The sequence below is a fragment of the Novosphingobium barchaimii LL02 genome (assembly GCF_001046635.1).
GTDB classification, from domain to species: domain Bacteria; phylum Pseudomonadota; class Alphaproteobacteria; order Sphingomonadales; family Sphingomonadaceae; genus Novosphingobium; species Novosphingobium barchaimii.
This window is the reverse complement of record NZ_KQ130452.1, coordinates 1,080,574-1,103,768: the sequence shown is the minus strand read 5'-3', so window position 1 is coordinate 1,103,768 and position 23,195 is coordinate 1,080,574. Positions and strand designations below refer to the sequence as shown.

Sequence of the window (23,195 nt, the reverse complement as noted above, 5' to 3'; positions counted from 1 at the left end):
TGCGCACGCGAGAGCGCGCATGTGCACGAGCACAACGCGCCTACGCGTATAAGGCATAACGAAAGTCTGAAATGCAGCTGGTAATCGTCGAATCGCCTGCAAAGGCCAAGACCATCGAGAAGTATCTGGGCAAGGACTACAAGGTCCTTGCCAGCTACGGCCACGTCCGCGACCTGCCGCCCAAGGACGGCTCCGTCCGCCCGGACGAGGAATTCGCGATGGACTGGGAGCTTTACGGAGACAAGCAGCGCCAGGTGAAAGCGATCACCGATGCGGCCAAGGACGCCGACCGACTGATCCTCGCGACTGACCCTGATCGCGAAGGCGAGGCGATTTCATGGCACGTTCGCGAACTGCTGGCCAAGCGCAAGGCGCTGCCCAAGGACGTGCAGCGCGTGACGTTCAACGCGATCACCAAGGAAACCGTCACCAAGGCGATGACCCAGCCGCGCGAGCTGGATCAGGACCTGATCGACGCCTATCTGGCCCGCCGCGCGCTCGACTACCTGTTCGGCTTCACGCTCTCGCCGGTGCTGTGGCGCAAGCTGCCCGGCGCCAAGTCCGCTGGCCGCGTCCAGTCGGTGGCGCTGCGCCTGATCGTCGACCGTGAGCGCGAGATCGAGGCGTTCAAGGCGCAGGAGTACTGGTCCGTCGCCGCGCAGATGGCGCATGACGGCACCGACTTCACCGCCAAGCTGGTGACCTTCGACGGCCAGAAACTGGACCGCCTGACCCTTGGCGACGAAGGCTCCGCGATGCGCGCGAAGGCCGCCGTCGAGGCCGGCGCCTTCAAGGTCGAGGGCGTCGAGACCAAGCCGCACCGCCGCAACCCGCAGCCGCCGTTCACCACCTCGACCCTGCAGCAGGAGGCTGCGCGCAAGCTGGGCTTCTCGGCCAGCCAGGCGATGCGCGTGGCGCAGTCGCTCTATGAGGCGGGCGCGATTACCTACATGCGTACCGACGGCGTGCAGATGGACCCCAGCGCGATCTCGGCCGCACGCGCGGCGATCGCCGAGCGTTTCTCGGGCCATTACGTCCCTGAAAAGCCGCGCCACTACGAAACCAAGGCAAAGAACGCGCAGGAAGCCCACGAGGCTATCCGGCCGACCGAATTCACCAAGGACCGCTTTGATTCGGGCGATGAGGCGCGCCTCTACGACCTGATCTTCAAGCGCGCGATGGCCAGCCAGATGGCCTCCGCCGCGCTTGAGCGCACCACCATCACGATGCGCGACGGTACTGGCCGCAACGAACTGCGCGCCACCGGCACCGTGGTGAAGTTTCCCGGCTTCCTCGCCGTCTACGAGGAAGGCCGCGACAACAAGTCGGACGACGACGACGAGGCAGGCCTGCTGCCGTTCATGAAGGCGGGCGACATGCCGGCCAAGAAGGACGTCACGGCCGAGCAGCACTTCACCCAGCCGCCGCCGCGCTTTTCCGAGGCGAGCCTGGTGAAGCGGCTGGAAGAACTTGGCATTGGCCGTCCGTCGACGTATGCCTCGACGATCCAGGTCATCAAGGACCGCAACTATGTGCGGACCGAGAAAAACCGTTTCTTTGCAGAAGAATCAGGCCGACTTCTCACCTCGTTCCTCGAACGCTTCTTCGACCGCTATGTCGCCTACGACTTCACGGCAGGCATGGAAGACCAGCTTGATAACGTCTCGGGCGGACGCGAGGAATGGAAGGTGCTGCTCGCCAACTTCTGGCGCGACTTCAAGCCCAAGTCCGACGAGGTCATGGAGAAGAAGCCCTCGGAAGTGACCGAGGCGCTGGACGAATTCCTCTCGGACTATCTGTTCCCGCCCAAGGAAGACGGCACCGACCCGCGCATCTGCCCCAAGTGCGAGGCGGGGCGCCTGAGCTTGCGCGGTGGCCGCTACGGCGCGTTCATCGCCTGCTCGAATTACCCTGAGTGCAAGTTCACCCGCAAGTTCGCGCAGCCCGGTGGCAGCGCCGATGGCGGCGGCGATGACGAGGCGCTGGGCCAGGACCCCGAGACCGGCCAGGATATCATGCGCCGCACCGGCCGCTTCGGTCCCTACATCCAGCTGGGTGAGGGCAAGGAGGCCAAGCGCGCGTCGATCCCCAAGGACATCGACGAGCTCAATCTGGAATGGGCGATCAAGCTGCTCAGCCTGCCGCGCGCTGTGGGCCAGCACCCGGAGAGCGGCAAGGATATCACTGCCAGCATAGGACGTTACGGCCCATACCTCGCTCATGATGGTAAATATGCCAAACTGCGCTCGACTGCCGAGGTGTTCGACACCGGCATGAACGCGGCTGTCTCGATGCTGGCCGACGCGGCAAATCGCGGCGGCGCCTCGCGCACCAAGGCGGAGCCGCTCAAGGTATTCGGCGCGCACCCCGTCAGCGGCGGCGAGATGAAGGTGATGGAAGGGCGCTACGGCCCCTACGTCAGCGACGGCACTACCAATGCCACGCTGCCGCGCGACATGAAACCCGAGGACATCACCGAAGAACAGGCCGTCACGCTCATCACCGAGAAGGCTGCGAAAGGCCCGGCCAAGGGCAAGAAGAAGGCGGCTCCCAAGAAGGCAGCGGCGAAGAAACCTGCCGCCAAGAAGGCAGCGGCTCCCAAGGCGGCTGGCACCAAGACGGCTGCCAAGAAGGCTCCCGTCAAGAAGAAGCCTGCGGAGGCAGCGGAATGAGCGACAAGACAGCCAAGCACAAGCAGCCCTGGAAGCCCGAGGAACTGCAGAAACTGCAGATTCTCGCCGGTAAGGGGAAGGGCCTCAAGGAAATCGCCAAGGCCCTCAACCGTACCGAGGAATCGACCAAGGACGCCGCCAAGCAGCACAATATCGGCGTCGCCAAGGCGCGTTGACCGGTTTGGTGCGGCGGCCGTGCGTGTTAGCTTCCCCTCGAATCGGAGAGGAAGCCCCGCATGGCCGCGCGCATTTATCGCCCCGCATTGGCTCTGGTCCTGGGGCTGGCCTGCCTGAACCTTTCGGCGCCGGCGTGGGCGCGGCAGATTTCTGCCAAGCCGGAACCCTCGATGCCCGGCTCGTTGATCTCTGCCGATCCCATCGCCGCCCCGCCCGAAGGGATGCAGGCCTGGCGCATCACGTACTGGACCACGCTGGACGACGGCGCCGCCGTTCGGGCCACGGGCATGGTCATCGCGCCGCGTGAGGCGCCGGCGCCGCGCGGCCGGCCTGTGATCGCGTGGCAGCATGGTGCGTGGGGCGTTGCCAGCAAATGCGCGCCTTCGCTCAGCGGCAATTTCTTCGAGGCGACCCCGGCGCTCGCCGACATGGTGCGGCGGGGGTATGTCGTGGCGGCGGCGGATTATCCGGGGCTTGGCTCGGAAGGCGTCCACGGCTTCCTTGCCGGGCGCGAGACGGCCCATTCGGTGCTCGATGCCGTGCGCGCGGCGCGGGCGATCCCCGGCACCGGTGCAAGCGCAAGACTGGCGCTTTGGGGCGAATCGCAAGGGGGCACGCTACCCTTTGGACCGCAGCCGAGGCGCAGCGCTATGCGCCGGACCTCACGCTTGTCGGCACGGCCGCCGCAGCGCCGCCGACCGATTTGCTGGTCAACCTTGCCTATAAGGGCAATCCGGCTGTGAAGGCCATGTTCACGGCATTCGTGACTTATTCCTGGTCCAGACGGTACGGCGCGCCCCTTGCCAGTGTGTTCGGTCCCACCAACCGGGGCGTCGTCACACGGCTGGCGCGGAACAATTGCGTCCAACTGGACAAGACGCCGAAGCTGGGAACGATGTTGGGGGTGATGTCGGTGCGCAGCGGCCTCAAAGGCAAGGATCTGGGCACGATCGAGCCTTGGGCAACGCTGGCACGCACGAACAGCGTGGATGCTGGCAAGGTACCGGGGCCGGTGCTGATCGCGCAGAGCGTCGCTGATCCGCTCGTCTCGCCGGATGCGACGCGGGATTTCGCGCGCCGGCTCTGCGCTCGGGGCCGGGCGGTGCGCTACATCGCGATCCCTGGCGGCGACCATGCGGCCAGCGCGCGCAACAGTGCGGCGGAAACGCTCGACTGGATCGATGCGCGCTTTGCCGGCAGAACACCGGCCAACGATTGCCGGAAGTTCTGATCAGCGGCGCGGTGCGCTTTTGAGGCGCCACAGGCCGTAGCGCCGTTGACCCAGTGCGGCGACCTGATAGCGCTCGTAGTCGCGGCCTAGCGCCGCTTTTACCAAGGCGCGCGTTGCCCGGTTGGGCTGGTTGGGGCGGCCTGTTTCCGAAACCACGATCACGCCGGGCTTGCTGGCCAGAATTCGCCGCACCTCCGCTTCGGCAGACACGCCCAGTGCGCCGGCCTCGTTCATGGCGTTAAGGTGGCTGGGGTAGGCAAAGCGGGTCGGGATGCAGCCCCCCGTGGTGCGGTAGAGCGCACTGTCGCCCTCGTACACATAGAGGCAGCGGCCGTGCAGTTCGCCGGCGACGGCGCGGGTGGCGGCGGCGAATTGGGCAGCGGTGCCCCGCTCGATCACCTGGGCGACGGGCACGGCAATGGCGCCGATCACACCAAGGCCCAGCAGCAGGCGGCCGTACCAGCGCTCACCTTTTGCGGTGCGGGCCAGCGCCGGGGCGGCGAGGATACAGAGCGGTACCAGAACCGGGCCGAGGTAGTGGTCGTACCATGTGCCGAAGATCAAAAAGCCGCCGATGCTCGCCAGTGCCCAAAGGCGCAGGTCGGGCAATGTCGCGGGCCGCTCGCCGCGAACGGTGGACAGGCGCCGGGGCGCAAGGATGAGGGCAAGGCCGAAGGGGATCATCGCCAGGCATTCCTTGCCGAGTTGGGCGAAAGCGTCGGCATGGTCGGTGGAGCGACCCAGGATCGACAGGAAGTTCGCCTGAACGAAAGCCTCGCCGTGGCCGGCCCAGACATAGCCGAGCAGCACCGCGCCGGTCGGGGCAAGGGCGGCGGTGACCCATGCGGTGCCGGTCATTGCGAGGCGGGCAGCGGTCCAGCCGTTGGCCCGGCCCCGGGCGAGGAGGAGGAGGCCGAAGGCCAGTCCTTCGAACACGGCGCTGTATTTGATCTGCAGGGCGAGGCCGATCAGCAGCATCGCCTCCATTCCGCGCCGCGCCAGCAGCGGATCGCCGGGCTTCAGGCGGGCATCGAGTACGATCAGCGCCGCCAGCGCGACCGGCAGGTTGTAGAACACCGGCGACTGGCCCAGCGCCACGTTGAACACCGGCTGCCAGATCAGATAGGCGAGGCCCGCCATGCGCGCGGCGCGGGGCGGTGCGATGCGCCGCGCGATCCGCTCGATCACCAGCGCCGTCAGCACCGAACTTGCAAGGCCGAGCAGCTGGTAGGTCAGCACCGGGTCGAACGGCAGCGCGTAGACCCCCCGGAAGATGGCAAAAAGGCCCCAGGGCTTCCGGTCCCAGATGTCGACATAGGGCAGGGCGCCCGCCGCCATGCGCTGGCCGACGAGGAGGTAGAACTGTTCGTCCGACTGGAACGCGGGCTTGCCCAGCATCACCATCCGTAGCGCGAAGGCGACAGGCAGATAGAGTGCCAGCGAGCCGAGGCGCAGGGCGTCCGCGGCGGCCGGGCGGATCGCCCAATGCGCTTTTGCGGCGATCCGCGCGATCATTCTGGCGAGCCCTTCCTCGGTGCGGCCGCCGGGGGCGCTCGCTGAAGGGGCGATTACTGCGTCAAGTTTGCAGAATTGCGACGGGTTGCGGGCATGGGCCTGTGCGGGCTTTTAGCGCTTCGTACCGGTTGTGGGCTTCGCGGGGGCCTTGACCGTCGGCGCGGGCACCGGGACTGCCGGGGCGGGCGCGTTCGGTGCGGTCATCGTCGGGGCCTGTCCGGGCGGGTTGAGGCCCGGTTCGGCGGTGACGGGTGAGCGTACCGGCTTGACGCCGCTCTTGATGAGCCAGGCGGCGATGGCGTCGGCGGTGGCCTGCATCCCGGCCTTGTTGAGGTGCCACTGAAGGCCCTGGCGGCCGTCGTAGCCGGCAGGCGAGCCGATCATCCACGGCTCCTTGTCGCACGGAGTATGCGCGGCCGAGGAAAGGTTCATCTCGATCGCGGGCACGCCGTGGGCTTCCGCGACGCGCGAAGTGATCTCAACAAGGCGGCGGCCGATTTCGCGCACGATGGCGGCGTCGGTCTCGCTGACCGGGGTCGCCGGGCACAGGCCGCCGGGCTTGGGGAGCGGGTTGAAGTACTGGACGAAGACGAGACGGGCCTGCGGGGCGGTGGCCTTGATGCGGCGCGCGATCTCGTTCAACTGCGCTTCGTCGCGCACATAGTCCGCTTCGGTGGGGATGCGAACGGCGCCGCAGGCGCGGGTCTTGGCGCCCGGAACGGGGGCCAGCTTGGCGTTGAAGGCGCAGGTCGCCGAGAACAGGTTGCCGATGTACGACAGGTCGTTACCGCCGATCGTCACGGTGACGAGGCGCGTTTCGGGCGTGACGCTGATGATCTGCGGCGGCACTTCGTTCCACGGGCCGAGCACGTTTTCGGTGGTCGCGCCCGAGCAGCTGCGGTCGATCAGCTCAACCCCGAAGCGTTCGGCAAGCAGCGTGGGATAGTTGTTGAAGCTCTGTCCGCAGCGCGCCGGCCAGCTTGGCTTGGAGGGCGGCAGCTGCGGCCCGGCCGCAAAAGATGAGCCGATCGCGACGTAGCGCTTGTCGAGCAGGCTTTCCATGACGACGGGCTTTGTCGCCTCGGCGGGGAGGACCACCTTGGCGGCTTCGACGGGGGCGGGCGCCCCCTTCTTGCCCTTGGGTTTCAAGACCTTGGGCTTTTCGACCTTCGGCTTCTTGACCGAGGAGGCCTTGGCACTGTCGGTTGTCGTCGCCTGCTGGGCGAGTGCCGGCATCGAGGCGGCCGCGCAGCCCAGCAGCAGCGCTGCACCGAGATTCCTCAATACCGGCGTCATCACTTAACCCAGTCCAGCCTGATTTCTTCGTAGATGTCGCGGGCGGAATCTGCCCAGTTTTCCTCGACCTTGACGTGGAGGAACAGGTGGACCGGATGGCCGAGCACGGCGGCCAGTTCGGTGCGGGCCGCTTCGCCGATGGTCTTGATCTTGGCGCCGCGCTTGCCCAGCACAATGGCCTTCTGGCTTTCGCGGGCGACCACGATCTGCTGGCGGATCTCCACCGACCCATCCTTGCGCGGAGTGTAGCTTTCCGGGCGCACGGCGGCGTCGTAAGGCAGCTCGTCGTGGAGCTGGCGGTAGATCTGCTCGCGGGTGATTTCGCAGGCCAGCAGGCGCTCGCTGGCGTCTGAAACCTGGTCCTCCGGATAGTGCCACGGGCTTTCCGGCATCAGCTTGGCGAGCCAGGACTTGAGCTGGGGAACACCGTCGCCGGTCAGCGCGGAGACGAAGAACACTTCATCGAACATGGAGTCAGCGCTGAATTCCTGCGCCAGTTCGAGGAGCTTTTCCTTGACGCTGGCATCGACCTTGTTGAGCACCAGCAGCTTGCGCTCCGGGCGGCCCTTCAGGGATTCCAGCAAAGGTGCCAGTTCGTGGCGGCGCAGTTTCACCGCATCGACCACGAGCAGGATCGCGTCGGCCTCCTGCGCGCCTTCCCAGGCGGCGGCTACCATCGCCCGGTCGAGGCGCCGGCGCGGCTCGAAGATGCCGGGAGTGTCGGCCAGGATGATCTGGGTTTCATCCTCCAGCGCGATGCCCAGCAAGCGGGCGCGGGTGGTCTGGGCCTTGGCCGATGTGATCGCCACCTTCTGGCCGACCAGAGCGTTGACGAGCGTCGACTTGCCCGCGTTGGGAGCGCCTAGGACGGCGACGAGACCGCAGTGCTGGGTCATCCGAATTTCCTCATGAATTCCTCGGCGGCGCCGGTCTCGGCGTCCTGCTTCGAGTTTGCGGTGGCCTGGGCCGAACCGACGTTGTGAACGGATACCTCGACCGTGAAACGCGCGGCGTGATCGGGGCCGGAGCGGTCGAGCAGTTTGTATTCGGGCATGCGGCGGCGGTTGCCGGCGGTCCATTCCTGCAGGGCGGACTTGGGATGCTTTCGCTTGCCGGTCTTGCCGTGCAGCACGTCGCTCCACAGGCGCAGGACCATGTCGCGGCCGCCTTCGAAGCCGCGTTCGGTGAAGCAGGCTCCGATGATCGCCTCCATCACGTCGCCCAGGATGTTCTCGGAATCCTCGCCGCCGTCGTCGCGCGCCTGCTTGCCCAGCCGCATGTGCGGGCCGAGGCCGATCTCGCGCGCGATGATCGCACAGGTGGCGCGGCTGACGAGCGCGTTGAGGCGCTGCGAGAGGCGGCCTTCCGCCTCCTCGCTGTTACGGTAGAGCCACTCTGCGACCGACAGTCCCAGGACGCGGTCGCCCAGGAATTCGAGCCTTTCGTAATTGCGCTTATCACCGGTGGACCCGTGGGTCAGGGCCGAGAGCCAGAGGGCCTCGTCGGCGGGTTCGTAGCCGGCGTGTTCGGTCAGGAAGGCGCGGGTGGGCGCATCAAGCACTCAGATAACGCTCCCGATGCGGTTCCAGCGAGCGGCGGTGAACCAGGTCCACGGCTTGATCCATTCGGACGAGCCATCGGTGGAGAACATCATGACGGCGGCCTTGCCCACCAGGTTTTCCTGCGGGACGATGCCGATGCCGCCGCCTTCCACTGCCGGGAAGCGGCTGTCCATCGAGTTGTCGCGGTTGTCGCCCATCATGAACAGGTGATCCTCGGGAACGATGAACACGCCGGTATCGTCCTGCGGGGTCTGGCCCATGTCCAGGACGGTGTAGCTTTTGCCGCCGGGCAGGGTTTCGCGGAACTGCGGGTAGCGGCAGACGGGGGTACCGTCCTTGTCGGTGCTGTCGAAGCCGGGGCCGCAATCGGTGTTGGGGCTGATCGGCACGAGGAAGTCCGCGACCTTGACCTTGGGGATGGCCTTGCCGTTGAGCCAGACCTGGCCGCCCTTCATCTGCACTTCGTCGCCGGGCAGCCCGATGACGCGCTTGATGTAGTCGACGTCGTTGCCGGGAGGCGCCTTGAAGATCGCCACATCGCCGCGCTCGGGTTGGCTGGCGAAGATGCGGCCCGGGATCAGCGGCACGCTGAACGGCAGCGAATAGCGCGAGAAGCCGTAGGACCACTTGGTGGCGAACAGATAGTCGCCGGTCAGCAGCCGGGGCAGCATGGATTCGCTGGGGATGTTGAAGGGCGAGATGATGAAGCTGCGCAGGATCAGCACGCCCAGCACCAGCCACGCCAGGAAGGAGAAAAAGCTCTCGTCCTTCTTGACCGGGGTTGCCGGTCCGGTGACGGGCTTGTCCGCAGGGGCTTTCGCGGCGGCCTCTGCGGCTTGGATAGGGGTATCGCTCATGATCGAAACCCTTGCCCACGCGGGCGCGCTCCCGTCAAGTGCGATCCCCACCAAGGTGTGACACTGGCCGATAATTGCACAACTCGGGCTTGGATTTCGCACTTGCGGAACGCATAAGGCCGACCAACACGGCCAACAGGAGTTGCACGGCATGAGCGAAGCGGTCTGGAAGAAGCTTCAGGGACTGGAAAAGCCGACTCTGGCGCAGCTTTTCGACAGTGACCCGGCGCGTCTCGACACATTCGCCACCGAGCTTGAGCTGGGCGAGGAGGAGAACTCCACCGGTATCCGCTTCGACTGGTCGAAGACGCACCTCGACGCGGCCCATGTCGCCGCCTTCGAGGAACTGGCAGCAGTGATGGACTTTGCCGGCCGCCGCGCCGCGCTGTTTGCCGGCGAGATCGTCAACACCACCGAAGGCCGCGCGGCCGAGCACACCGCCCAGCGCGGCATCGGCAAGGAGGAAAGCGTCGATTTGGCGGCGATGTACCACCACCGCATGGCCGCGATCGTCGAGGCTATCCACCGCGGAGCGATGGGCGAAGTCAAGCACCTGATCCACATCGGCATCGGCGGTTCGGCGCTTGGCCCGGCGCTGGCCGTGGACGCGCTGGCCCGCAAGGGCGCGCTGGTGGACGTGCATGTCGTCTCCAACATCGATGGCTGCGCGCTGGAGCAGGCGTTCAAGGCGTGCGACCCGGCCACCACGATGCTGGCGGTCGCCTCCAAGACCTTCACCACGCTTGAAACGATGACCAACGCCGAAAGCGCGATCGCGTGGCTGCGTGATAACGGCGTCGAGGACCCCTATGGCCGCGTCGTGGCGCTGACCGCCTCGCCGGAAAAGGCGATGGAATGGGGCGTGGACGAAACCCGCGTCCTGCCGTTCTCGGAAAGCGTGGGCGGGCGGTATTCGCTATGGTCCTCGATCGGCTTCCCGGTCGCCATGGCGCTGGGCTGGCCCGATTTCGCCGAGTTCCTGGCCGGGGCCGCCGCGATGGACGTGCATTTCCGCGATGCCGATGGCATCGACAACCTGCCGCTGCGCGCTGCTTTCGCCGACCAGTACTACACCCGCCTGCTCGGCTGTCAGACCCGTGCTGTATTCGCTTATGACGAACGGCTGGCGCTGCTGCCCGACTATCTTCAGCAGCTGGAGATGGAATCGAACGGCAAGAGCGTGAAGATGGACGGCACCCCGGTCGACGGCCCTACCGCGCCGATCACCTGGGGCGGCGTCGGCACCGATGCCCAGCATGCGGTGTTCCAGCTGCTGCATCAGGGCACCAACCTGGTGCCGGTGGACTTCATCGCCTCGATCGAGCCGGGCCATGACCAGGCTTCGGCGCATCACCGCATCCTGCTGTCCAACTGCTTCGCGCAAGGCGCGGCGCTGATGGCGGGCAAGGCCAGCGAAGACCCGGCGCGCGCCTATGCCGGCAACCGTCCTTCGGCGACGATCCTGCTGGACGAAGTCAGCCCGGTGACGTTCGGCGCACTGGTGGCGTTCCATGAACACCGCACCTTTGCGAACGCGGTCCTGATGGGCATCAACCCCTTCGACCAGTTCGGCGTGGAACTGGGCAAGGAAATCGCCAACAAGATCGAGCAGGGCGGGACGACCTTCGACCCTTCGACCGAGGCGCTGCTGGCTATCGCCGGTATCGGCTGATCGGGCAGGGCCTGTCGCAAGGGGGCTTCGACAGGCTCAGCCTGAGCGGGGTTGGGACGGTGTTTCTTTAATTCGCGGTCTCCCCATCCGCTCCGCTCATCCTGAGCTTGTCGAAGGATGGGGTAATCCGCCGCCGCAGGAACATACGCCGGAGCGGGCGCAAGTCCCGCCCCGGCGCCCTGCAAGGGGCTGTTGACGCGCTGACGTTGCCGTCAGGCGCGGTATTCGAGGCCTTCCGCCCAGTCGCCATGTTCGGTGCGTAGCGGCACGGGCGCCGCCGCTACCTGACCGTCGAGCAGACGCGCCAGCAGGTGTTTGCCGTCCTCCCAGCTTCCCAGCCCGGAATCGGCGTTTATGTGCCCGGCATTGCCGGCATCGACGAAATCGCTCCCCCAGCGCCGCGCGAGGCCCCGGGCGGTATCGAAGCCGATCCAGGGATCGTTGCGGCTCGCCACCAACAGCGAGGGAAAGGGCAGCGCATCCGCAGGGGTTGGCGCAAAGCCGGTGAGGCGCTCGTCACGAGGGAAGAAGTCGACCTCGGGAGGCGCGACCAGCATGGCGCCGATCACCGGCGTCGAGTAGCCGGGCTGCTCGAACTTGGACCACCATGCGGTCAGCACGCAGCCCAGGCTATGGGCCACCAGCACCACCGGCCGTCCGGCGCGGTGTACCGCAAGGTTTAGGCGGTTGATCCAGGTATTGCGGTGCGGGGTGTCCCAGCTGCCCAGTTCGGCGATCTGGCAATTGTCGATCTCTTCCGCCCAGCGCCGCTGCCAGTGGCCGGGGCCGCTGCCTTCGAGGCCGGGTACGAGCAATATCAGCGGCTCCTGCTTGTCCGCCGAGGCGTTATGCGAACGTGCCATCGGTGATCTCCCAGTCGTGATGCGCTGCTGTACGAAGGAGCAGCCAGGACTCGGATATAAACTCAACCAATATAGTTGACAATAGGCCGGCGCTAAATCGAGTGAACCGCACGCCGGATGGAAACGGCGAAGCGGCCTTGTGGTTGCTGGCAATCGGCGGGGCCATGTCCCATATGCGCCCCAACGCAACGGAGCACAGACGCATGGCCGAATACGACTACGACCTCTTCACCATCGGCGCCGGTTCGGGCGGCGTGCGGGCCAGCCGTGTGGCGGCGGCGCACGGGGCGCGAGTTGCCGTGGCAGAGGAGTTCCGGGTCGGCGGCACCTGCGTGATCCGTGGCTGCGTGCCCAAGAAGATGCTCGTCTACGGTGCCCACTTCGCCGAGGATCTTGAGGATGCGCGCCACTTCGGCTGGGACGTGGGTCAGCCCAAGTTCGACTGGATCAAGCTGCGCGACAACGTGCTGGGCGACGTGGACCGGCTGAACGGCCTCTACACGCAGACGCTCGACAACAACAAAGTCGAGATCTTTCACGAGCGTGCCGTCATTTCCGGCCCGCACGAGATCACGCTGGCGAGCGGCGAGAAGAAGACGGCCAAGCACATCCTGATTGCCACAGGTGCGCGCCCGATGGTGCCCACGTGCCCGGGCCACGAACACGGTATCACTTCGAACGAGGCGTTCCACCTCGATGCCATCCCCAAGCGCGTGCTGATCGCCGGCGCGGGCTACATCGCCAACGAATTTGCCGGCATCTTCAACCAGTTCGGTGCGAAGGTGACTTTGATGAACCGCTCGGATCAGTTGCTGCGCGGCTATGACGAGGCTCTGCGCGACCGCTTGCTGCAAATCTCGCTCATCAAAGGCATCGAATTCCGCTTCAACGCCGCGTTCGAGAAGGTGGAGAAGAACAAGGACGGTTCGCTCACCGTCCACATGAGCAATCATGAACCGCTTGAAGTCGACTGTTTGCTGTTCGCCACCGGCCGGGTCCCTAACATCGAGGGCCTTGGCCTCGGCGACGTGGGCGTGAACCTCAACGAGAAGGGCGCGATCGAGGTCGACGAGAATTCGCGCACCAGCGTCGAGAGCATCTACGCCGTGGGCGACGTGACCGACCGCGTGCAGCTCACCCCTGTCGCCATCCGCGAAGGGCAGGCGTTTGCCGATAGCGTGTTCGGCGGCAAGCCGACGACGGTCGACTATTCGTGCATTCCCTCTGCCGTGTTCAGCCATCCGCCGATCGCCGCCGTGGGCCTGACCGAAGCCGAGGCGACGGCGCAGTACGGCTCGGTCAAGGTCTATACCAGCGACTTCCGCTCGATGAAGAACGTCGTCGCCCACCGCAACGAACGCTCGCTCTACAAGATGGTCTGCGAGGCACAGACCGAGCGCGTGCTGGGCATTCACATGATCGGCGCCGAAGCCCCCGAGATCATGCAGGCTGCTGCCGTCGCGGTGAAGGCAGGCCTCACCAAGGCCGACTTCGACGCTACCGTCGCCATCCACCCGACGATGTCGGAGGAACTCGTCCTGCTGAAGTGAGCGCAGCGGGCAGGGGCCGATAATATCAATGCCGTCCCGGATCAGGTCCGGGACGGCGCGCTGCTGCCCATATCGCCTGACGGATATAGCCGAAACAGCCCTACGAATTGTGTTAACCGGGCGATTAAAACTGTTGACCTGAGCGCTTCCAGCTGCCTTTACGGGGCATGGGCATTTCGATGCCGCGACCATTGGGTACATAGGGAAGCCGGATGTCAGCAAACATCGCCGAAATGGAAAAGCGCCGGGCCGCAGCGAAGCTGGGTGGCGGGCAGAAGCGCATCGATGCGCAGCACGCCAAGGGCAAGCTGACCGCGCGCGAACGTCTCGACGTGCTGCTCGACGAGGACAGCTTCGAGGAGATGGACCTCTACGTCGAGCATGACTGCGTCGATTTCGGGATGCAGGACCAGAAGATACCCGGCGACGGCGTGGTCACCGGTTCCGGCACGATCAACGGCCGTCTCGTCTTCGTGTTCAGCCAGGACTTCACGGTGTTCGGTGGCTCGCTTTCTGCCCGTCATGCACAGAAGATCTGCAAGGTGATGGACGCGGCGATGAAGGTCGGCGCGCCGGTGATCGGCCTCAACGATTCGGGCGGCGCGCGTATCCAGGAAGGCGTCGCCTCGCTGGGCGGCTATGCCGACGTGTTCCAGCGCAACATCCTTGCCTCCGGCGTGGTGCCGCAGCTTTCGCTCATCATGGGGCCCTGCGCCGGCGGCGCGGTCTATTCGCCCGCGATGACCGACTTCATCTTCATGGTGAAGGACAGCTCCTACATGTTCGTGACCGGCCCCGACGTGGTCAAGACGGTCACGAACGAGGTCGTCACGCAGGAAGAGCTGGGCGGCGCGATCACGCACTCCAGCAAGACTTCGGTGTCGGATCTGGCGCTTGAGAACGACATCGAGGCGCTGCTGGCGGCGCGCGATTTCTTCGATTTCCTGCCTGCCTCCAACCGCGACGACGTGCCGGAACGCCCCTGCGCCGATGCCTGGGACCGTCTTGAGCATAGCCTCGACACGATCATCCCGCCTTCCGCCAACCAGCCCTACGACATGCAGGAAGTGCTGCGCAAAACCCTTGACGAGGGCGAGTTCTTCGAGCTGCAGCCGCTCCACGCGGGCAACATCCTGATCGGCTTCGGCCGCATCGAGGGCAAGACCGTGGGCATCGTCGCCAACCAGCCGATGGTGCTGGCGGGCGTGCTGGACATCAACTCGTCCAAGAAGGCCGCGCGGTTCGTTCGCTTCTGCGATGCGTTCAACATCCCGATCGTCACCTTCGTCGACGTGCCCGGCTTCCTGCCCGGCACCGATCAGGAGCATAACGGCATCATCAAGCACGGTGCCAAGCTGCTGTTCGCCTACGGCGAAGCAACCGTGCCCAAGATCACCATCATCACCCGCAAGGCTTATGGCGGCGCCTACGACGTGATGAGTTCGAAGCACCTGCGCGGCGATCTCAACTACGCCTGGCCGACTGCGGAAATCGCGGTGATGGGGGCCAAGGGCGCGGTGGAGATCATCTTTCGCGGACAGGATGCGGACGGCATCGCCGCCAAGACCAAGGAATACGAAGACCGCTTCGCCAACCCCTTCGTGGCGGCGAGCCGGGGCTACATCGACGAGGTCATCTACCCGCACTCGACGCGCCGGCGCATCGCGCTGGGCCTGCGCAAGCTGGCCAACAAGAGCATCGAGAACCCCTGGAAAAAGCACGACAACATACCGCTCTGACGCGCGCCGGAGGCGTGGTCGGGGCTGCGGGCGGTGTTCTTTTTGAGAGTACCGCGATCGCGGGGTGAGGGCGAATAGGCCCTCCACTCGAAACCGAGATAAAGATTGGAAGGCAGATCATGGAAGAGATCTACATCGTCAGCGGCGTGCGCACGGCAGTCGGCGACTTCGGCGGCTCGCTCAAGAGCTTCATGCCGTCGGATCTGGGCGCGCTTGTCGCCGCCGAGGCGCTGAAGCGTGCGGGCATCGAAGCCGAAGCGGTCGAACATGTCGTCATCGGTCAGGTGATGCCGACCAGCGCCCGCGACCAGACGCTTTCCCGCGTGATCGGCATCAAGGCCGGTATCCCGCTGGCCACTCCCGCGCTGACGCTGAACCGCCTGTGCGGATCGGGCGTTCAGGCGATCATCTCGTCCGCGCAGATGATGAAGCTGGGCGAGGCATCGGTCACGCTGGCCGGCGGCGCCGAGGTGATGTCGAACGTGCCTTACCATGACCACGGCGTGCGCTGGGGCAAGAAGATGGGCGCCAACACGCAGGAAGACGCGCTGACGCTTGGCCTGTCGGACGCCATCGGCGAATACCACATGGGCATCACCGCCGAGAACGTGGCCGAGCGCCACCACGTTTCGCGTGAAGACATGGACGCGCTGGCCGCGACCAGCCACAGCCGAGCCGCCCGCGCCATCGCGGAAGGCCGCTTCAAGGACCAGATCCTTCCCGTCGAGGTGAAGACGCGCAAGGGTGTCACCGTATTCGACACCGACGAGCATGTCCGCGCCGACACCACCCCGGAAACGCTGGCCAAGATGAAGCCGGCCTTCAAGAAGGACGGTTTGGTCACCGCCGGCAACGCCAGCGGCATCAACGACGGCGCCGCCGCCGTGGTGCTGGCCACCGGCACCGAGGTCGAGAAGCGCGGTCTCAAGCCGCTCGCCCGGATCGTTGCCTGGGGCCACGCCGGCGTCGAGCCGGAATACATGGGCGAGGGCCCGATCGTGGCGGTGCCGATCGCGCTGAAGCGCGCGGGCCTGACCCTCGACCAGATCGACATTATCGAGAGCAACGAGGCTTTTGCGGCGCAGGCCTGCGCCGTCGCCCGGGCCCTTGGCTTCGATCCCGAAAAGGTGAACCCCAATGGTTCGGGCGTTTCGATCGGTCACCCGGTCGGCGCGACGGGCACGATGCTCACCATCAAGTGCGCCTATGAACTGAAGCGCACCGGCGGCAGGTACGGCCTCGTCACGATGTGCATCGGCGGCGGGCAGGGCATCGCTCTAGTGATCGAGAATGTCGCATGAAGCTGGGCCGCCTCAACCACATCGGCGTCGCCACGCCCGATCTCGACGCCTCGATCGCGTTCTACCGGGACGTGATGGGCGCCGCCGACGTGACCGAACCGTTCGTGCTGGAAAGCCAGCAGGTGCGCGTGTGTTTCGTCAACACGCCGGGCGAAAACGGTACTGCGGGCACGCAGATCGAACTGCTCCAGCCGACCACGCCGGACTCGGCGGTGGGCAAGTGGTTGGAGAAAAACCCTCTCGGGGGCCAGCACCACATCTGCTACGAAGTGCCCGACATTCAGGAGGCAAAGGCCTGGTTCGAGGGTCTTGGCAAACGCGTCCTGGGTGAACCGCGTATCGGCGCGCACGGAACCATGATCTTCTTTGTCCACCCCAAGGACATGGGCGGACAGCTTACCGAGATCATGGAAACGCCCAAGGGCGCGCACTGAGTGTGATTTTGTCCGTCATCCTGAACGTGTTTCAGGATCCATCGTGCAGGCGAGGCACGAACGGATTGGATCGAAAAATGGATCCTGAAACACGTTCAGGATGACGAAATTGGCGAGGCAAGGCGATGACTGATAAACCCACCATCGAGACTTGGCAGGCAGCGGCTGACAAGGAGGTCAAGGGCAGGGACCTGACCTGGAACACGCCTGAAGGCATCGCGGTCAAGCCGCTCTACACCGCCGAGGACGTGACCGTGGACCCCGGCCTGCCGGGCTACGCGCCGTTCACGCGCGGCGTCCGAGCCTCGATGTATGCGGGCCGCCCCTGGACCATCCGCCAGTACGCCGGTTTCTCCACCGCCGAGGAATCGAACGCTTTTTACCGCCGTAACCTTGCCGCCGGGCAGAAGGGTCTGTCGGTCGCCTTCGACCTTGCCACCCACCGCGGTTACGATTCGGACCACCCCCGCGTGGTTGGCGATGTCGGCAAGGCCGGCGTTGCGATCGACTCGGTCGAGGACATGAAGATCCTGTTCGACGGCATCCCGCTCGACAAGATGTCGGTCTCGATGACGATGAACGGCGCGGTGATCCCGATCCTGGCCTTCTTCATCGTCGCCGGCGAGGAACAGGGCGTCGACCGCAAGCTGCTCGACGGGACCATCCAGAACGACATCCTCAAGGAGTTCATGGTCCGCAACACCTACATCTACCCGCCCGAGCCTTCGATGCGGATCATCTCGGACATTTTCGGTTACACCAGCCGCGAAATGCCCAAGTTCAACTCGATCTCGATTTCCGGCTATCACATGCAGGAAGCAGGCGCGACGCAGGTCCAGGAACTGGCCTTCACCATCGCCGACGGCGCGGAATATGTGAAGTACGGCGTTGCCTCGGGCCTCGACATCGACAAGTTCGCGGGCCGTCTGTCGTTCTTCTTCGCCATCGGCATGAACTTCTTCATGGAGATCGCCAAGCTGCGCGCCGCGCGCGTGCTGTGGCACCGGGTTATGACTGACCTTGGCGCCAAGGACGAGCGTTCGAAGATGCTGCGCACCCACTGCCAGACCTCGGGCGTGTCCCTGCAGGAGCAGGACCCCTACAACAACGTCATCCGCACCACGGTCGAGGCGATGGCCTCGATGCTGGGCGGCACCCAGTCGCTGCACACCAATGCGCTGGACGAGGCGATCGCGCTGCCGACCGATTTTTCGGCGCGCATCGCCCGCAATACGCAGATCATCATCCAGGAGGAGACCGGCATGTGCAATGTCGTCGATCCGCTGGGTGGGTCCTACTACATCGAATCGCTGACGCAGCAGCTGGTCGATCAGGCCTGGGAAATCATCGAGCGTGTCCAGGCCGAGGGCGGCATGGCCAAGGCAGTCGCCGCCGGCTGGCCCAAGGCGATGATCGAAACCGCCGCCGCTTCGCGCCAGGCGCGTGTCGACCGGGGTGACGACGTGATCGTCGGCGTCAACAAGTACCGCCTCGCCGCCGAGGACGCGATCGAGACGCTCGACATCGACAACGCCAAGGTCCGCGAAGGCCAGATCGCCCGCATCAACAAGATGAAGGCGGATCGGGACGAAGCCGTCTGCCAGGCTGCCTTGAAAGCGCTGGCGGCAGGCGCCGCATCGCCCGCCAGCATCGAGAACAACCTCCTCGCCCTCGCGGTGGAAGCCGCCCGCGCCCGCGCCACGCTGGGCGAAATCTCGTCCGCGATGGAAGAGAGCTTCGAGCGCTACGGCACCCAGCCGACCCCGGTGAAGGGCGTTTACGGCGCCCCTTACGAAGGCGACAGCCGCTGGCAGCAGGTGCTCGACGGCGTCGCTGCGGTGGAGCGCCGTCTGGGCCGCAAGCCCAAGCTGCTCGTCGCCAAGATGGGCCAGGACGGCCACGACCGGGGCGCCAACGTCATCGCATCGGCCTTTGGCGACATGGGCTTCGACGTCTATTCGGGGCCGTTGTTCCAGACTCCCGAGGAAACCGTGGTGCTGGCACTCGAGAACGAAGTCGACGTTGTTGGCGCCTCCAGCCTTGCCGCAGGCCACAAGACGCTGATCCCCGAATTGATACAGCAGCTGCGCGATGCCGGCCGCGGCGATATCAAGGTGATCGCAGGCGGTGTGATCCCCGCGAAAGACTATGAATATCTGCGCAATTCCGGCGTGCAGGGCATCTACGGTCCCGGCTCGAACGTGGTCGAATGCGCCGCCGACGTGCTGCGCCTGCTGGGCCACAACATGCCGCCGGCCGGTTCCGAACTGCAGGCGGCCGAGTAAGCGCTGTGCAGGGGCGCGTGCGAGAACTGGCAAGGGACGGCTCCAGGCTCTATGGCTGGGCACTGGCCCCCATGCCGACGATGCTGCCTGAGGAATGACTATGACTGATACCCCCGCCGTCGCCGCCCCGACTGTGGCTCGCACCGACTGGACCCGTGAGGAAATTGCTGGTCTGTTCGACCTGCCGTTCACCGAGCTGGTGTTTCGCGCAGCCGAGGTTCACCGCGCCAACCACAAGGCCAACGAAGTGCAGCTTTCGACGCTGCTCTCGATCAAGACCGGCGGTTGCGTCGAGGATTGCGGCTATTGCTCGCAGTCGGTCAAAGCCGACAGCGGGGTCAAGGCGACCAAACTGATGGAAGTCCAGCAGGTCCTCCAGCGCGCCGCGCAGGCACGCGATCAGGGCTCGACCCGCTTCTGCATGGGCGCCGCCTGGCGCAACCCCAAGGACCGCGACATGCCCGCCATCATCGAAATGGTGAAAGGCGTGCGCTCCATGGGCCTCGAAACCTGCATGACGCTGGGGATGCTCACCCCCGATCAGGCCGACATGCTTTCGGACGCGGGGCTGGATTACTACAACCACAACATCGACACTTCGCCTGAGCGCTACGACCAGGTCATCACCACGCGCACCATGGACGACCGCCTCGACACACTTTCGAACGTGCGGATGGCGGGCATCAACGTCTGCTCGGGCGGCATCGTCGGCATGGGTGAAACGCGCGCGGACCGTGTGGGCTTCGTCCACACGCTCGCCACGCTGCCGGATCATCCGCAGTCGGTGCCGGTCAACGCGCTGGTGCCGGTAAAGGGGACCGTGCTGGGCGACATGCTGGCCGATACCCCGCTCGCCAAGATCGACGATGTCGAGTTCGTGCGCACCGTGGCCGTGGCGCGCATTACCATGCCGCTGTCGATGGTGCGCCTTTCCGCGGGCCGCGAAGCGATGTCCGATATGACGCAGGCGATGTGCTTCATGGCCGGCGCAAACTCGATTTTCACCGGCGACAAGCTGCTCACTGCACCCAATTCGGGCGACGACAACGACCTGGCGATGTTCGCGCGTCTGGGCATCAAGCCGATGGCGATCGACCTGACGCCGGGGCAGGTGGAAGCCCAGCGCATGCCCAAAGGCTGCGCCAAGCTGGAAGCTGCCGAATGATGAAAAGCGCGGGCTCAATGCTGCTGGCGTTGGCCTGCCTTTTTTCCGCACCTTGCGCCGTGGCGGCCGCGCCGTCTGCGGCTGTGGCACCTTCTGCTGCCGTGCCGATCACGATCGGCGAAACGCACCTCATTCCCTTTGCCAAGGACGATATGCGGCAGGTGAACGTCTACCTGCCCGATGGCTACGGGCAGGGAAATACGCGCTACCCCGTCCTCTATCTCATCGACGGCGGACTTTCGCAGGACTTCCTCCACATCGCCGGAACCAGTGCGCTGAACGCCGTATGGGGGCGTTCGCTGCCGGTGATCGTCGTCGGGATCGAGAGCAAGGACCGGCGGGCCGAACTGATCGGCAGCCCCGGTAATGCAGGCCAGCGCAAACAATATCCTACGGCAGGACAGTCCGCCGCTTTCCGCACTTTCCTGCGTGACCAGGTGAAGCCGTTGGTTGAGGCGACCTATCGCACCAACGGCGATGACGGCGTGATTGGCGAATCGCTGGCTGGACTGTTCATCACTGAAATCTGGCTGCGCGAGCCCGGGCTGTTCCACCGCTACGCCGCTATCGACGCGAGCCTGTGGTGGGACGACGGCGCGCTTGCGAAAGCAGCTGCGGGCCTTCTCGCTGCCGACCGGCAGCGCGGCCCCCTGTTCCTGACGTATTCCAACGAAGGGCCGGAAACCGCGCAGGCGGCGAAAGTCGTTGCGGATGCAAGTGGACCGCTCGTCTGTCTCGTCCCACGTGAGGACCTGACGCATGCGACCGCTTATCACACGCTTGCACCGCAGGCGCTGCAGTTCCTGTTTCCGACCGATAACAAGCATGACGCTGAATGGGGCTTTGAGGTTACATGTTCAAAAAAATCCTGATCGCGAACCGGGGCGAGATCGCCTGCCGGGTCATCAAGACTGCGCGCCGCATGGGCATCCAGACCGTTGCCGTCTATTCCGATGCTGATGCCCGCGCGCCTTTCGTGCAGATGGCGGATGAGGCGGTTCACATCGGCCCCGCGCCCGCCGCGCAGTCGTACCTGATCGCCGACAAGATCATCGCCGCCTGCAAGCAGACGGGCGCGGAAGCGGTTCACCCCGGCTACGGTTTCCTGTCCGAGCGAACCTCGTTCGCCGAGGCACTCGCCGCAGAGGGCATCGAGTTCATCGGCCCTCCTGTGAACGCAATCGCGGCGATGGGTGACAAGATCGAGTCCAAGAAGCTGGCCAAGGCGGCCGGCGTCAATGTCGTCCCCGGCTTCGTCGGCGAGATCGAGGATACCGAGCATGCCGTGCGCATCTCCGCCGAGATCGGCTACCCGGTGATGATGAAGGCGTCCGCCGGCGGCGGCGGCAAGGGCATGCGCCTGGCCTACAACGAAAACGACGTTCGCGAGGGCTTCGAGGCCACCAAGCGCGAGGGCCTGAATTCCTTCGGCGACGACCGCGTCTTCATCGAGAAGTTCATCCTCAACCCTCGCCACATCGAAATTCAGATCCTCGGCGACAAGCACGGCAATATTCTTTACCTGAACGAGCGCGAATGCTCGATCCAGCGCCGCCACCAGAAGGTGGTCGAGGAAGCGCCGTCGCCCTTCGTCACCCCGGCCATGCGCAAGGCCATGGGTGAGCAGTGCGTCGCCCTGAGCCGCGCGGTTGGCTATTACTCGGCCGGTACGGTGGAACTGATCGTCTCGGGCGCGGATGCCACCGGCGAGAGCTTTTACTTCCTCGAAATGAACACCCGCCTGCAGGTGGAGCATCCGGTTACCGAAGCGATCACCGGCGTCGACCTGGTCGAGCAGATGATTCGCGTCGCCGCCGGTGAACCGCTGGCCATGACGCAGGACGACGTGAAGATCGAGGGCTGGGCCATCGAAAACCGCGTCTACGCAGAGGACCCCTATCGCGGGTTCCTGCCCTCCACCGGCCGCCTGTCGCGCTACAACCCGCCGGTTGATGGCTGGACCGAGGACGAAAATGCCAACGGGCGCCGCGGTGTCGACGGCGTGCGTGTGGATGACGGCGTCTATGAAGGCGGCGAAGTCTCGATGTTCTACGATCCGATGATCGCCAAGCTCATCACCTGGGGCGAAACGCGCGATGAGGCTGCCGACAAGCAGGTCGCCGCGCTTGACGCCTTCGAGATCGAGGGTCTGGGCCACAACATCGATTTCGTCTCGGCCATCATGCAGCACCCGCGCTTCCGCTCGGGCGAACTGACGACCGGCTTCATCGCCGAGGAATATCCCGATGGGTTCCACGGCGCGCCCGCGTCGGATGACCTCAAGGTTAAGCTGGCCGCCGTGGCCGCCTTCGTTGCCACTGCCCGGTCCGACCGTGCGCGTCAGGTGGAAGGCCAGCTTGGCGGCCCGCTCGATCCGCCGAGCGCCTGGACCGTGACCATTGACGGCACCGTCCACGAAGTCGAACTCGACGAAGATCTGCTGACGGTGAACGGCGAAGAGGTCGATCTCGCTCTCGAATACACGCCGGGCGACCGTTTCGTGGAAGCCGATGTCGACGGTGAGGATCTGGTTCTCAAGCTGGAGACCACCCGCACCGGCTTCAGGATGACCACGCGCGGCGCGATCCACAAGGTGGAGTGCCTGCCCTCCCGCATCGTCGGGCTGACGCAGCACATGATCGAAAAGGTCGCGCCGGATCTTTCGCGCTTCCTGATCTGCCCGATGCCGGGCCTGCTGGTTTCGCTGAGCGTGGCGGAGGGCGACAAGGTCGAGGCCGGCCAGCCGCTTGCAGTTGTCGAAGCTATGAAGATGGAGAACATCCTGCGCGCCGAGAAGTCGGGTACGGTGAAGACCGTCAATGCCAAGGCTGGCGAGAGCCTGCGCGTGGATGCGATCATCCTCGAAATGGAGTGAG

Annotated in this window: 17 protein-coding genes and 1 pseudogene; 12 read left to right on the top strand and 6 right to left on the bottom strand. The window is 65.3% G+C overall.

Annotated elements, in window-relative coordinates; translation table 11 throughout:
- Nucleotides 1-71: 71 nt before the first annotated feature.
- The 3 genes and pseudogenes from topA (at nt 72) to V474_RS26935 (ending at nt 4,080) form a co-directional block, all read left to right on the top strand.
- Nucleotides 72-2,672 (top strand): type I DNA topoisomerase, encoded by a 2,601-nt coding sequence (gene topA / locus V474_RS05455; RefSeq protein WP_059150451.1) that lies wholly within the window; start codon nt 72-74, stop codon nt 2,670-2,672.
- Nucleotides 2,669-2,848, top strand: a complete 180-nt coding sequence (locus V474_RS05450) for a hypothetical protein (protein ID WP_007680958.1) — start codon at nt 2,669-2,671, stop codon at nt 2,846-2,848. Before topA ends, V474_RS05450 begins: the two co-directional genes overlap by 4 nt.
- A 60-nt stretch (nt 2,849-2,908) precedes the next feature.
- Nucleotides 2,909-4,080: pseudogene (locus V474_RS26935) on the top strand (alpha/beta fold hydrolase).
- Here the strand turns inward: V474_RS26935 and V474_RS05435 are convergent.
- The 5 genes from V474_RS05435 to lepB form a co-directional block, all read right to left on the bottom strand.
- Nucleotides 4,081-5,595, bottom strand: a complete 1,515-nt coding sequence (locus tag V474_RS05435; RefSeq protein ID WP_059150448.1) for a hypothetical protein — start codon at nt 5,593-5,595, stop codon at nt 4,081-4,083.
- Between the two features lie 111 nt (nt 5,596-5,706).
- Nucleotides 5,707-6,891, bottom strand: a complete 1,185-nt coding sequence (locus V474_RS05430) for an SGNH/GDSL hydrolase family protein (RefSeq protein WP_236710702.1) — start codon at nt 6,889-6,891, stop codon at nt 5,707-5,709.
- The gene (era, locus tag V474_RS05425; RefSeq protein ID WP_059150447.1) at nt 6,891-7,787 is read right to left on the bottom strand and encodes a GTPase Era; all 897 of its coding nucleotides are present in this window, start codon (nt 7,785-7,787) and stop codon (nt 6,891-6,893) included. The genes V474_RS05430 and era overlap by 1 nt, the downstream gene beginning before the upstream one ends.
- Entirely contained in the window at nt 7,784-8,452 is a 669-nt protein-coding gene (rnc, locus tag V474_RS05420; protein WP_059150446.1) for a ribonuclease III, read from the bottom strand. Before rnc ends, era begins: the two co-directional genes overlap by 4 nt.
- Nucleotides 8,453-9,310: a signal peptidase I gene (lepB, locus tag V474_RS05415; RefSeq protein WP_082699593.1), complete on the bottom strand. Its 858-nt coding sequence runs from the start codon at nt 9,308-9,310 to the stop codon at nt 8,453-8,455.
- A 151-nt stretch (nt 9,311-9,461) separates the two neighbouring features.
- Between lepB and pgi the strand changes: the two genes are divergently transcribed.
- Nucleotides 9,462-10,982, top strand: coding sequence for a glucose-6-phosphate isomerase (gene pgi / locus V474_RS05410; RefSeq protein ID WP_059150445.1), 1,521 nt, complete (start codon nt 9,462-9,464; stop codon nt 10,980-10,982).
- A 212-nt stretch (nt 10,983-11,194) separates the two neighbouring features.
- Here pgi and V474_RS05405 read toward each other — a convergent pair whose 3' ends face one another.
- Nucleotides 11,195-11,845, bottom strand: coding sequence for an RBBP9/YdeN family alpha/beta hydrolase (locus V474_RS05405; protein ID WP_059150444.1), 651 nt, complete (start codon nt 11,843-11,845; stop codon nt 11,195-11,197).
- A 203-nt stretch (nt 11,846-12,048) separates the two neighbouring features.
- Between V474_RS05405 and gor the strand changes: the two genes are divergently transcribed.
- The 8 genes from gor to V474_RS05365 all read left to right on the top strand — a co-directional run bounded on the left by gor (nt 12,049) and on the right by V474_RS05365 (nt 23,194).
- Nucleotides 12,049-13,395: a glutathione-disulfide reductase gene (gene gor, locus V474_RS05400; RefSeq protein WP_059150443.1), complete on the top strand. Its 1,347-nt coding sequence runs from the start codon at nt 12,049-12,051 to the stop codon at nt 13,393-13,395.
- Between the two features lie 212 nt (nt 13,396-13,607).
- Nucleotides 13,608-15,134 carry an acyl-CoA carboxylase subunit beta gene (locus V474_RS05395; protein WP_059150442.1) on the top strand — a complete coding sequence of 509 codons (1,527 nt, stop codon included), beginning with the start codon at nt 13,608-13,610 and terminating at the stop codon, nt 15,132-15,134.
- A 119-nt stretch (nt 15,135-15,253) separates the two neighbouring features.
- Nucleotides 15,254-16,435 carry a beta-ketothiolase BktB gene (gene bktB / locus V474_RS05390; RefSeq protein WP_059150441.1) on the top strand — a complete coding sequence of 394 codons (1,182 nt, stop codon included), beginning with the start codon at nt 15,254-15,256 and terminating at the stop codon, nt 16,433-16,435.
- A complete protein-coding gene (mce, locus tag V474_RS05385) occupies nt 16,432-16,869 on the top strand; it encodes a methylmalonyl-CoA epimerase (RefSeq protein WP_059150440.1) in 438 nt (145 codons plus the stop codon). The genes bktB and mce overlap by 4 nt, the downstream gene beginning before the upstream one ends.
- A 125-nt stretch (nt 16,870-16,994) precedes the next feature.
- Nucleotides 16,995-19,154 carry a methylmalonyl-CoA mutase gene (gene scpA, locus V474_RS05380; RefSeq protein ID WP_059150439.1) on the top strand — a complete coding sequence of 720 codons (2,160 nt, stop codon included), beginning with the start codon at nt 16,995-16,997 and terminating at the stop codon, nt 19,152-19,154.
- Between the two features lie 94 nt (nt 19,155-19,248).
- Complete coding sequence (bioB, locus tag V474_RS05375) at nt 19,249-20,319, top strand: biotin synthase BioB (protein WP_407938314.1); 1,071 nt, start codon at nt 19,249-19,251, stop codon at nt 20,317-20,319.
- Nucleotides 20,316-21,191 (top strand): alpha/beta hydrolase, encoded by an 876-nt coding sequence (locus V474_RS05370; protein WP_059150437.1) that lies wholly within the window; start codon nt 20,316-20,318, stop codon nt 21,189-21,191. Before bioB ends, V474_RS05370 begins: the two co-directional genes overlap by 4 nt.
- Complete coding sequence (locus tag V474_RS05365; protein WP_059150436.1) at nt 21,173-23,194, top strand: acetyl-CoA carboxylase biotin carboxylase subunit; 2,022 nt, start codon at nt 21,173-21,175, stop codon at nt 23,192-23,194. The genes V474_RS05370 and V474_RS05365 overlap by 19 nt, the downstream gene beginning before the upstream one ends.
- Nucleotide 23,195: the final 1 nt, after the last annotated feature.